The sequence below is a fragment of the Planktotalea sp. genome, from assembly GCF_039984035.1.
Classification (GTDB): Bacteria; Pseudomonadota; Alphaproteobacteria; order Rhodobacterales; family Rhodobacteraceae; genus Planktotalea.
Genome location: NZ_JBDWVM010000427.1, coordinates 1 through 11,762, shown reverse-complemented (window position 1 = coordinate 11,762; position 11,762 = coordinate 1). Strand labels below are relative to the sequence as shown.

General features: G+C 55.1%; 12 protein-coding genes. 4 read left to right on the top strand and 8 right to left on the bottom strand.

Annotated features, from left to right (window positions below):
* Positions 1-306 (bottom strand): ATP-binding cassette domain-containing protein (locus tag ABJQ89_RS18800; RefSeq protein ID WP_348497688.1); only part of this gene is annotated, 306 nt, incomplete at its 3' end.
* Positions 307-540: 234 nt separating this feature from the next.
* Between ABJQ89_RS18800 and ABJQ89_RS18795 the strand changes: the two genes are divergently transcribed.
* Positions 541-1,251, top strand: coding sequence for a GntR family transcriptional regulator (locus tag ABJQ89_RS18795; protein ID WP_348497687.1), 711 nt, complete (start codon positions 541-543; stop codon positions 1,249-1,251).
* 11 nt (positions 1,252-1,262) lie between these two features.
* Here ABJQ89_RS18795 and ABJQ89_RS18790 read toward each other — a convergent pair whose 3' ends face one another.
* A complete protein-coding gene (locus ABJQ89_RS18790; RefSeq protein ID WP_348497686.1) occupies positions 1,263-1,718 on the bottom strand; it encodes an Lrp/AsnC family transcriptional regulator in 456 nt (151 codons plus the stop codon).
* Between the two features lie 126 nt (positions 1,719-1,844).
* Here ABJQ89_RS18790 and ABJQ89_RS18785 point away from each other — a divergent pair, with 126 nt between their 5' ends.
* Entirely contained in the window at positions 1,845-2,882 is a 1,038-nt protein-coding gene (locus ABJQ89_RS18785; RefSeq protein ID WP_348497685.1) for a Glu/Leu/Phe/Val dehydrogenase dimerization domain-containing protein, read from the top strand.
* Positions 2,883-3,057: 175 nt separating this feature from the next.
* Positions 3,058-4,032, top strand: coding sequence for a quinone oxidoreductase (locus tag ABJQ89_RS18780; RefSeq protein ID WP_348497684.1), 975 nt, complete (start codon positions 3,058-3,060; stop codon positions 4,030-4,032).
* A gap of 20 nt (positions 4,033-4,052) precedes the next feature.
* On the opposite strand, the gene ABJQ89_RS18775 is transcribed toward ABJQ89_RS18780, so the two are convergent.
* The 6 genes from ABJQ89_RS18775 to ABJQ89_RS18750 all read right to left on the bottom strand — a co-directional run bounded on the left by ABJQ89_RS18775 (position 4,053) and on the right by ABJQ89_RS18750 (position 10,397).
* On the bottom strand, positions 4,053-4,784 hold the full coding sequence (locus ABJQ89_RS18775) for an amino acid ABC transporter ATP-binding protein (RefSeq protein WP_348497683.1): 732 nt from the start codon (positions 4,782-4,784) through the stop codon (positions 4,053-4,055).
* Positions 4,784-5,617, bottom strand: coding sequence for an amino acid ABC transporter permease (locus ABJQ89_RS18770; RefSeq protein ID WP_348497682.1), 834 nt, complete (start codon positions 5,615-5,617; stop codon positions 4,784-4,786). The genes ABJQ89_RS18775 and ABJQ89_RS18770 overlap by 1 nt, the downstream gene beginning before the upstream one ends.
* Positions 5,618-5,623: 6 nt before the next feature.
* Complete coding sequence (locus tag ABJQ89_RS18765) at positions 5,624-6,439, bottom strand: ABC transporter substrate-binding protein (RefSeq protein ID WP_348497681.1); 816 nt, start codon at positions 6,437-6,439, stop codon at positions 5,624-5,626.
* Positions 6,440-6,564: 125 nt separating this feature from the next.
* Positions 6,565-7,539 (bottom strand): ABC transporter permease, encoded by a 975-nt coding sequence (locus ABJQ89_RS18760; RefSeq protein WP_348497680.1) that lies wholly within the window; start codon positions 7,537-7,539, stop codon positions 6,565-6,567.
* Positions 7,532-8,539 carry an ABC transporter permease gene (locus ABJQ89_RS18755; protein WP_348497679.1) on the bottom strand — a complete coding sequence of 336 codons (1,008 nt, stop codon included), beginning with the start codon at positions 8,537-8,539 and terminating at the stop codon, positions 7,532-7,534. The genes ABJQ89_RS18760 and ABJQ89_RS18755 overlap by 8 nt, the downstream gene beginning before the upstream one ends.
* A 154-nt stretch (positions 8,540-8,693) precedes the next feature.
* Positions 8,694-10,397 carry a peptide ABC transporter substrate-binding protein gene (locus ABJQ89_RS18750; protein ID WP_348497678.1) on the bottom strand — a complete coding sequence of 568 codons (1,704 nt, stop codon included), beginning with the start codon at positions 10,395-10,397 and terminating at the stop codon, positions 8,694-8,696.
* A 314-nt stretch (positions 10,398-10,711) separates the two neighbouring features.
* Here ABJQ89_RS18750 and ABJQ89_RS18745 point away from each other — a divergent pair.
* Positions 10,712-11,762 (top strand): ABC transporter ATP-binding protein (locus ABJQ89_RS18745; protein ID WP_348497677.1); only part of this gene is annotated, 1,051 nt, incomplete at its 3' end.

The window sequence follows — 11,762 nt, the reverse complement described above, 5'->3', positions numbered from 1 at the left end:
GAGACTGAACGCGACGTTGTCGACCACGCTCAGATGCGGAAACAGCGCATAGTTCTGGAACATCATCGCCGTGCCGCGGCGCGCGGGGGGCAGGGCAGAAATATCGCGCCCTGCCAATACGATGGAGCCATCGCTGATGCTTTCGTGTCCCGCGATCATGCGCAATGTGGAGGATTTTCCGCATCCTGATGGGCCCAGTAAACAGGTGTAACTATCAGATTTAAAACGGTAGTTTATCGCGTCAACGGCAACTGTTTCGCCGTATCGCTTCGTCACCGAAATCAATTCTAAATCTTGCTCGCCCATTTGGACCCCCAGTCGAAAGCTGAGTTCAGCAGCGCGTTTCGTTGTGGATGACGCAATCTTTTTGCATCATGGGCCCGCGAATTTGACGTATCGGCCTGTTTTTTGAGCGCTGAAAATCAGGGATGCTGATTTTTTGCACGCATTATTGTATACAATTATGTTCTGAATTGTGGGTAATTTATTGGGGTTGTGTCTTGAATTCGCCTCTGCCATTTCGATTGTAAGGAGATCGTCATGACGCTGAAAGCGCCCAAACCGTCCAAGGTCAACGTGACCGCAGAATCAATTTCTAATGCGCTATCGCTCGCTATTCATGAACATCGCTTGGCGCCGGGCACCAAGTTGGGTGAGGATGATCTTTCGGACATTTACGGGGTCTCACGTACGACGGTGCGCACTGCGCTGCTTTCATTGTCCCATCATCAGATCGTCGAAATCAAACGCAACCGCGGCGCATATGTTGCGCAACCAAGTCTGACCGAAGCGCATGAAGTCTTTGAGGCCCGCGAATTGCTGGAACCGCGTACCGCGCGCAGCGCAGCGCTCAAGGCAACGCCAGATGATATAGCACTGCTCAGCGATCACATCACCCAAGAACACGCCGCATTAGACGCAGGGGATCGCGGGCGCGCGCTGTATTTGTCGGGCAAATTCCATCTCGAAATTGCACGGATCGCTAAACAGCAGACGATTACGGACATGATCAATGTATTGATCGCGCGCTCGTCCTTGATCATTGCGCTCTATTGGCGTCGCGAAAGTGCTTTGTGTGAAAGCCAAGCCCATCATGATTTGATCGCGGCAATAGGTGACAACAACGCCGCGCTGTCCGAAGAACTCATGCAAAGCCATCTCGTCGATTTGCACTCGGCGCTCAATCTGCACGAAGTGCCACCTGTTGAGCAAAATCTGCGCGCCATGCTTTTAGGCGATGCCAAGAGCTGAACTTCAGCCTTTCAAATGGTCGACTTCGGAACGTCCAAGATGAGCATCGTCGCCGTCTCAGAAACGCTGGGGATCGCCTTCAATTCCTTAAGAACGAAATCCCTGAGCGCCTCGACGTTCTCTGTTTGCACTTTCAACACGTAGTCGAGATTACCAGTCACCAACAAACATTCGGTAATCTCTGGCATGCGGTGAACTGCGGACATGAATTCTTCGATGTCCGCAGGCGTCTGCTGCGACAATCGCACTTGCACCATGACGCTGACGTTTTGGCCCAATGCCGTCGGGTTGATGCGCGCGCTATATCCCTTGATGACGCCCGTTTCCTCCAATCGCTTGACGCGCCGACTACAGGGGGTCGGGGACAGACCGACCCGCTCTGCGAGATCGAGGTTTGAAATACGCCCTTCGGCGCTGAGGGCCGCAATGATCTTCCGGTCGATTCCGTCAATTGTAACGTTAGTCATTTTCACTCACAAAGCCGCCAAAGTTAGAGAATTAAGGGCGCTTTAACCTCATTGATCACGTAGCTTGCAAGGATTCTCTTCGAAATACCTCCTACTTTAGTGAAAGAAGATAACCGGAGGAACACCATGTTTTTTGATCACCCAGACTTCGATTCCCATGAACAAGTCTTGTTTTGCCACGACCCGTCCGTTGGGTTGCACGGCATCATTGCGCTGCATTCTACCGCGCTTGGACCCGCAGCTGGTGGGTGCCGCATGCATCCCTACAGCAGCGTGGATGACGCGCTGACTGATGTTTTGCGCCTGTCCAAGGGAATGACCTACAAGAACGCGGTCGCGGGCCTGCCGCTCGGTGGGGGCAAAAGCGTCATCATCGCTGATCCGGAAGACCCAAGAAAACCAGAACTCTTGCGCGCGTTTTCCAAGCACATCCAATCCCTGAATGGCCGCTACTGGACTGCAATTGATATCGGCGTTGGTCCAGCGGATGCAGATATTCTTGCTGAGAACTGCGATTTCATCTTTGCGCGCGCCTCCCAATACGAACCGGGATTTAACCCGTCTGAATTCACCGCTTTGGGTGGTTTCGTCGGGATCAAAGCAGGGGCGGAGGTCGCCTTCCAACGTCAAGATCTCCAAGGTCTGCGCGTCGCGGTCCAAGGACTTGGCGCGACGGGCTACGCGCTTTGTAAACATTTGCACAATGCCGGCGCTGAATTGACGGTCACGGATGTTAAAGACGCCTCCATTTCGCGGGTTGTGTCAGAATTTGGCGCGAAAGCCGTGCAACCTGATCAAATCCACGCGGCTGATGTGGATGTGTTCGCCCCTTGCGCACTTGGCGCGGGTCTCAATGATCAGACAATCCCAGAGATCAAAGCCCGCCTGATTTGTGGTCTCGCCAACAATCAACTCGCGTCGGACCATCATGGCGCTATGCTCACAGACGCAGGCATCGTTTATGTGCCGGATTATGTCGTCAACGCAGGTGGCGTCATGGGCGCATCGACCGTTATTTTCTCGGAAACCTCTCGCGAAGCATCGGTTGAGCGGATCGAAGGTTTGCAAACCACGATCAAGGAAATCTTGAGCCGTGCCAAAACCGAGGGGCGCCCAAGTTCCAAAATCGCCAACGAAATGGCCGCTGAGCTGATCTGCGCGTAATAGCGTGGACTTTAAGTCGACCTTGAGTTCCCTGATGAAAGTGGATGTCGTTGCCTGTTGCGGCGCTCCACATTATCAGGGAACCAAGGCTTTGGTTTTGGGGGGATAGATCAATGACAGATCATATATCGCGGGCAGGTGTGGGGACACTTCAAACCCTCGCTGGAATATTCTGATGGCGACCGCGATTGTCATACGAGAGTTTGGTGGCTCAGAGGTTCTGACACCGCAAGACATGGACCTCGGCGCGCCAGGTGCAGGCGAGCTGCGCATTCGTCAAACAGGCATCGGCGTGAATTTCCACGATGTCTATGTGCGCTCCGGACTTTATAAAACCCTTTCACTTCCCGGCGTTCCGGGATGCGAGGCCGTTGGCATCGTAGAAGAGGTCGGCGCAGGCGTTGACGGCTTTTCTATCGGTGATCGCGTGGCTTACGTCACGGCGAGTTACGGCGCCTATGCAGCTGCACGCATATTGGACGCGCGCTTGGCTTTGCATGTGCCCGACACTCTTTCAGATGCCGCTGTTGCCACCAATTTGCTGCGGGCGATGACCGTCAATATGTTGCTGTTTCAGGTCGCGCAGGTCAAATCGAGTGATACGATTTTGGTTCAGGCCGCTGCGGGCGGCGTTGGGAAATTGCTTTGCCAATGGGCTGCACATATCGGCGCGACAGTGATCGGAACCGTTGGCAGCCAAGAAAAGGCCGAGCAGGCGCGCGCAAGCGGATGTGCCCATACGATCCTCTATCGCGAAACGGATTTCGTCGCGGACGTCCATGACGTGACGGATGGGGGAGGCGTCGATGTTGCCTACGATTCAGTTGGGGGCGACACGTTTTATGGCTCGCTCGAAACGTTAAAGGCGACAGGGCATTTGGTGAACTTCGGTCAATCGTCTGGTCCGGTCGCACCTTTGGAAATGCCGCAACTCGCGGCGAAATCGCTCACCGTGAGCCGCCCAATTCTGTTCCACTACACGAGCGATCCAGCCGCATACCGAACAATGGCAAACGCGGCTTTCAAGGCGTTTTCCGAGAGCGTTCTGACACCGGATAATGCACAGCAAATCCCGCTCGTGGCCGCCTCCAAGGCGCATGACATTCTTGAGGGACGTCAGGGCGGTGGATCCTTGATGTTGGTCCCTTAAGGGGGTGGGCGCGGGGCGAGCTACTTCAACGCGCGGCTGAGGAACTCTTGGGTCTCGATCCGTTTTGGCGAGGCAAACAGCGCATCAGGCGCGCCTTCTTCTATGATTTTGCCATCCTTTAAGAAGCAGACCTTGTCCGCAGCTTCGCGGGCAAACCCCATCTCATGGGTGGCGAGCACCATAGTCATCCCGTCCGACTTCAACGCGCGCAGTGCATCCAGCACATCGCCCACCAATTGCGGATCAAGGGCAGAGGTGATTTCATCAAACAACATCACCTCAGGCTTCATCGCCAGCGCACGCACGATAGCAACGCGCTGTTGCTGACCACCCGAAAGCTGATCGGGGTATTTGTCCATATGATCGGCCAGACCAAAGCGCGCAAAGAGGGCTTCGATTTCTGGGCGCAACTCAGCGCGCGTGCGTTTCTGGATGCGGCGGGGGGCGAGCATGACATTCTCTGCCGCGCTCATATGGGGAAAGAGGTTATAGCTCTGGAACACCATGCCAATGCGGCGACGCACCGGTTCGGGGTCAAGGCCGGGGATGGAGATATCAGCGCCGTCGAGAAATATCTCACCGTCTTCAATCGGCTCCAGCAGGTTGATACAGCGCAGCAACGTGGATTTGCCCGCGCCAGACGATCCGATCAGGCAGACCATTTCGCCCGAGTTCACATCCAGATCGATACCATCGCAAACGGTGTTGTTGCCAAAACGTTTGACTACATTTCGCAGGGAGAGTTTGCTCATTAGCTGCGCTCCCTGTTTTGCTTGGCCATCAGATAATCCGCATAGCGCGTGGCGGGGATCGTCACGCAGAGGAAGATGACAGCCGCACCCACGTAGGGTGTGAAATTGGCGAGCAAGGATTTGAACACACCCGCTTGTCGGAAGATTTCAACAGGGCCGATGAAGCTGAGCAGGGCCACGTCCTTTTGTAGTGCGATCAGCATGTTCATTTGCGCCGGCACGACGCGGCGGATCGCTTGGGGCAGGATCACATCGCGCATTACATGGCGCTCGCTCAGACCCAGCGATTGCGCGGCAGAGCGTTGGCTTTGATGGACGCTATCGATGCCAGAACGGAAGATTTCCGCGACATAGGCGGAGTAGGTCAGGATCAGCGCGAGACTGCCCCAGATGTAGGGCGAATTCCAAGGGCGGGGCAGGCCGAGACCGGGGATGCCAAAGCCGATCAGATAGACCGTGAGCACCACGGGCACGCCGCGAAAGATATCTGTGTAGAGCGCCCCAAAGATGCGCAGCGGAAAGAGCGCAGGCGCGCGCACATCGCGCATGAGCGCTATGGCAAGGCCGAGCAGGGCAATGAGCGGCGCGCACCATGCAAAGATGGCGACGTCGAGCAGGAAGGCATCGAGTAGCTTAGGGAAGGTTTTGACGAAAACATCCCAATTGAAGAAACTTTTCTTCACTTTTACCCAACCGGGGGCCATGGGCACGAGCAGGATGATGGCCAAGACGACCGCCGCTGTCGATGAGCCAGCAATGAGTAAGGACCGACGTTTCAGCCGGTCCTCATAAATCTGGCGGCGGGTCTTGCCGCTTATATTGTGATCGCTCATCTTCGCTTACTTGATCAGCGGAACGCCTGTGGTGTCTTGCAGCCAAGTCGCTTCGATTTCCGCAAGCTTGCCGCTGTCTGTCAGCGCTGCGAGCGCCTCATCCACGCAACCCTTTAGCGCGTTGCCGTCTTCCATGAGCATGCCGAACTGATCACCGTCACCGCCATCTGCGGCCGCGAATTGGCCGATGATCTTGGAGCCGTCAATGACAACAGCAGAGAGGTAAAGCGCTGTTGGCAGATCATAAAGCGCCGCATCGATTTGGTTGGCTTGGATCGCCGCATTGACGTCTGCGTTGTCACCGTAAAGCAGCAGGTCAGAGTCAGGCTGGATCACGTCGGTAAGCATGCTCACAGCTGTTGTGGAGCCAACCGCGCCCCATTTGAGGGCTTTCATCGCTTCCATTGTCGCGGGTGTATCAACAGCGCCAGGACCTGCGAGCACCGCCATTGGCGCGGAATAGTAGGGGGCGGAGAAATCAACAACCTCATCGCGCTCTGGCGTGATGGAATATTGCTGCATGTTCATGTCGAAGTTCTTCACGCCCGGTTGGATCGCTTCATCGAAAGAGGAGCGCACCCAGACCACGTCATCGGCTGCGAAACCCATTTCTTCGGCAACGGCATAAGCAACGGCTGCTTCAAAGCCCTTGCCGCTTTCTGGCGCGTCATCCATGACCCATGGGAAATAAGCAGGGTTGCCCGTCGCGATGGTGAGTTTGCCATCGGTGAGCGTTTTACCAGCGGCGCAATGGCCAGCAGCCAGCGCGGTGGTTGCGGAAAGCGCCAGCGTGAGGCCTGCTGTCAGAAGTACTTTGGTCATGGTCGTCTCCCTTAAGTGTCGGTGTTTGTTTCGCAAGCGAAATATTTTCATTTATTAACAGTGCGCTAGTGATGGTTAACGCGCTTTGTTCTTGAAGTAAGGTGCGTGGTATCACGCACCTTACGTTAGCGTCCTCGAATGCGGGGATCGAGTGCGTCGCGCAGACCGTCGCCGAGGTAATTCACAGAGAGAACCGTCAGCGAGATCGCGATGCCCGGAAGCAGGACGCGCTCTGGGTATTCGGTCATGCGCGGCACGCTGTCGGCCAGCATCTTACCCCATGTGGGGAAGTCGGACGGGAAGCCGACGCCGAGGAAGGATAGGGCGCTTTCCGTGATGATCGCGGTTGCAAGGCCCAGCGTTGCAGAGACCATGATCGGTGACATGATGTTCGGCAGTAGGTGGCGCGTGATGATCTTGTAAGGCGTCGTGCCGATGGAGCGGGCAGCGAGGATAAATTCGCGCTCTTTCAGCGCCAGAATTTCACCGCGCACAATGCGTGCCGTTTGCATCCAAGAGGTGATGCCGATGATACCGACGATCAGAATGAACATGCCGCCTTCTGGGCCATAGGCCGAGCGGAGTGGTTGGCGGAAGAGCGTCACAGCCACCAAGAGCAGAGGTAGCAAGGGCAGGGAGAGCACGAGATCCGTCAAGCGCATCAGGGGGCCATCAAGGCGTTTGAAGTAGCCTGAGAGCACGCCGATGAGCGTTCCAAGGAACAGTGCCAGTACCATTGCGGCCCAGCCCACTGCGAGCGAGGTACGCCCGCCTTTGATCATATTGGCGAGCATATCGCGGCCCAAGTTGTCGGTGCCAAAAGGGCGGTGCCAGCCTGCCTTTGCATCGCTATCCACCAGCAGCACATAGATCGGGCGCATGTCTTTGTTGCGGATATCCAGCTTTTGCGGATCGAGTTGCCAGATCAGCGGGCCGAAGATGACGAAGAGCGTGATGAAGACGAGAAAGCTCACTCCGAACATCGCGCCTTTGTGTTTGCGGAACTGGTCCCACACGTCTTTCCATTGGCTGCGCGGCGGTTTGGCGGGCTCTTTGTCTTTGAGCGCTTCAATCGGGTCGATGTGGGCTGCATCAGTCATAGCGGATTCTCGGATCAAGGACGCCGTATAGGATATCGGCAATCAAGTTAAAGACAACGATCAGGATCGCGAAGATGAAGGTCAGTGTCAGGACCATTGGGATGTCATTTGCAAAGAGTGCGGTGAGCAGGAGTTGCCCGATGCCGTTCACTTTGAAGACGTTCTCGGTGATGATCGCGCCGCCGAAGATGGCTGGCATGCCAAGCGCAATGACCGTGACCACGGGGATCATGGAGTTGCGCAGCACGTGGACCATGACCACGACGCTTTCTGACAGACCCTTAGCGCGGGCGGTGCGTACGTAGTCTTGGTTCAGGTTTTCCAGCATCGAGGCGCGCATGTAGCGGCTGATTTGCGCCGTGGTTTGCAGCGCGAGCACCATGACGGGCATGATCATTTGCAAGAACTGCACTTTGAAGCTGGCCCAATCAGTGACCACATGGGTGGTGTCGTAGATCGAGGGGAACCAACCAAGGTAGACCGAGAAGATCACGATAAGCAGGGGACCCGTAAAGAAGGGCGGGATCGAAAAGCCGATCATCGAGATGAATGTGCCGGTTTGATCGAAGACAGAATACTGGCGGTACGCGGAATAGATGCCGATGGGCAGGGCAATCGCAACGCCAACTGCATAAGCCAGAGCAACAACCCAAAGCGTCTGCGGCATACGCTGAATCACGATGTCCATCACAGGGCTACGTGTCTGCCAAGAGATCACACGCTGCATGCCTTCGGTATAGGTGGTGCCCCACATGTAATCCCAGAGCACCATCGGTTCGATGATGAAGAACTGGTAGAGCCATTTGAAGAAGCGGATATGCGAGGGTTGGCCGAGGCCGAGGGCTTCGCGCATCTTTTCTTTGACTTCAGGGGGGACGGTTAGGGGCACTTGGGCCATTGGATCGCCCGGGGCGAGTTCCATCAGCAGGAAGATCACAAGCGCGATAAACAGAAGCGTCGGAACGGACAAGATCAGACGTCTAATCGTGAAAGTTAGCATGCAGGTCCAGACATTGGATAACGTGAGAGGGTAGTGTGTTAGCGACAATCCCGCCTTTCGGGCAGGACAGCGGCAAACAGACTTGGGGGCGTGCGTTGGGGAAGGTGCGCCCCGCGGATCGAAAGACCCGCAGGGCGCGGAATACTAACCGAAGTTAGTCAACACGGTGCCAATCTGCGATGTTCCACAGCTCGGAGTCGAATACGTTAAGAACAACGCCGCCCAGAGAGTTTGCATGTGCAGAGACACGGCCACGGTCAACCAGCGGAACGATTGTATAGCTGTCTTTTGTCAGCATATCGTTCATCTTTTTGCCCAGCTCGCCGCGCTTGTCGAGATCACCCGTACCTGCGAGTTCGTCGATCAATGCGTCATACTCTGGATCACAGAAGCGGTTGATGTTTTCACCCTGCCACTGGCTGTCAGGCTTAGGCTCGTTACCACAGCGGTAGGCTGCAAGGTAAGCTTGTGGGTCTGTACCGTCGAAGACGTTCGCATACATTTCTACGTCTGCGTAGAATTTCTGGAACGTGTCAGGTGAACCGGGATCGCCGCCAAAGAAGACAGAGGCGTCAAGGTTACGAAGCTCGGTTTCAACACCGATTTCTTCCCACCATGCTTTGATCAACGCTTGGAAATCCTGACGAACAGCGTTCGTGGATGTTTGGTACAGGATAGACAGCTTCATGCCGTCTTTGTCACGTACGCCGTCACCATCGCTGTCTGTCCAACCCGCTTCATCAAGCAACGCTTTTGCGCCTTCGATGTCTTGCGTCAAGCATTCTGTGTTGTCAGATGCATAAAGCGCAGGCGCTGGAACGAGGTTACATGTTGGGCGACCCGCGTCACCGTAGCCAACTTCAACCAAGAGGTCACGATCAATCGCCATGGAGAGCGCTTTACGCACTTTCATGTCGCTGAGGAACGGGTGTGGCTCCGCAACTGTAGAACGTGTTTCTGGCGGAAGATCAGGGCTTGGGTTTGTCAGGTTCATTTCCAGACGCTCAACAAGCGCACCGAATGCTGAAACTGGAACGCCTTTGCCGCCTTCTTTCATCTTCGCGATGACGTCTGGTGCAAGCTGAAGGTTCCAAGCGTAATCAAATTCGCCTGTTTCCATAACCGCACGGCCCGCGCCAGTCGCGTCGCCGCCACCTTTGAAGGTTACAGATGCGAATGCAGGTTTTGCAGGGTCACGATAGTTGTCGTTTGCTTTGTACTGGATCACGTCGTTTGGACGGAAGTCCGTTACAACGAATGGACCTGTACCGATTGGGCCAAAGTTCGCGTCTGTGCAAGACGGAGCCGCGGCACCGATACAATCCGCAAATTGTGCTTTTTGGATGATTGGCGCTTTGTTACCAACAAATGGACCATATGGGTTTGGCTTTGGCGCTTTGAAAGTCACTTTGACCGTCAGATCGTCAATCGCTTCGATGCTTTCCACACCGTCAAAGTTTGCCAATGATGCGCAACCGCCTTCGGGGTGCATGCAGTATTCGCCAGTGAAGACAACGTCCTCGGATGTGACAGGTGAGCCGTCAGACCAGAGCAAGCCTGCAGACAACTTCCATGTGATGGAGGTCAGATCTTCGGAAACGCCGCCGTTTGCGACTGTTGGAAGCTCATCAACCAGATAAGGGACCAAAGTACCTGCTTGGTTGTAGCGCGCCAAAGGCTCGATCACGAGCGATGAAGACTCAAGGTCTTTTGTGCCGCCAGACAGATAGGAGTTCAGGATGGATGGGGCCTGCCAATAGATGATGTTGACATTGCCGTCAGATGCGCGCTCAGCCATGGCCATTGGGGCCAATGCAAAGCTCGCCGCTGCACCCAGTAAGAGTGAACGAAGCTTCATAGAAGTCTCTCCTTGTTGATCAAAGCCACCCTGTTCCCTAGGGGGCCTTGCGATGTGTTTCGGACCGGTTTGTGCCGATCTCTTAATAACGACTGAAAGAAAAAACATTTACGCCATAGACACTTGAAGGGTCGTTGGGTTGATCCCTTCTTTCAATCACTGACTGCATCGAAACAGAGTTTGAAGAAATTGCAAGCGTCTAACTTTAAATCATGCCGCTACGTCGGGTGATTTTCGATAGTATATTTTTGCGATTTGACATCCCGCGCGCTCTGCCTCTAGCGTGCTGGGATGCACGTACTGAGGTAGTCAAAATGCTCGATCAACCAATCGCCAAAATCAAGAATTTAAGGGTCGAATTTCAGACAAAAGATGGTCCTGTATTGGGGGTTGAGGACGTTTCGTTCGAAATCAACTCGGGCGAAACTGTCTGCGTCGTGGGCGAATCTGGCTCCGGCAAATCGGTTTCCTCCCTCTCGCTTATGCGCTTGGTGGAGTATGGTGGCGGTGAAATTTCGGGCGGCAGCTTAATTTTTGACCGAAAGGACAAAGAAGCCATCGATCTGCGCGATGCTGAGCCTGACTTGATGCAAACGATTCGGGGCAACGAGATCGGGATGATCTTCCAAGAACCGATGACAGCGTTGAATCCAGTGTTCACGGTTGGGCGTCAATTGACCGAAGGTTTGCGCGTACACCGCGGCATGACAAAAGCGCAGGCAGAAGAGCGCGCGCTCGAGTTGATGCGCCAAGTGCGCATTCCTGAACCAGAGAAGCGCTTGGGCCAATATCCGCATGAGCTCTCTGGTGGTATGCGCCAACGGGTTGTGATCGCAATTGCGCTGGCCTGTGAGCCGCGTTTGTTGATCGCGGACGAGCCGACGACAGCATTGGACGTGACCATTCAGGCGGAAATTCTGGCGCTGATGGATCGTCTGAAACGTGAAACGGGCACAGCTGTGATGTTCATTACCCACGATATGGCTGTGGTTGCGCAAATGGCGGACCGCGTTGTGGTGATGTTCCGTGGAAATAAAGTTGAAGAGGGCACCGTCGAGGAAATCTTCGAGAACCCGCAGCACCCTTATACAAAGGCGTTGTTGGCGGCTGTTCCGAAGTTAGGCGAGATGCGCGGCAAAGCGGCACCAGAGCCGATGAAGCTGCTGGGTCATGATCAAGGTGAGATCAAACCGATCCTTGGCACGAATGAGCCATTGCTCGAGGTCAAAGGGTTAACCACGCGATTCCCCGTGACCGGCGGCTTGCTACGCCGCGTTGTATCGAACGTGCATGCAGCCGAAGATGTCTCTTTCACGATTAACAAAGGACAGACCCTATCGCTCGTGGGTGAGTCGGGCTGTGGGA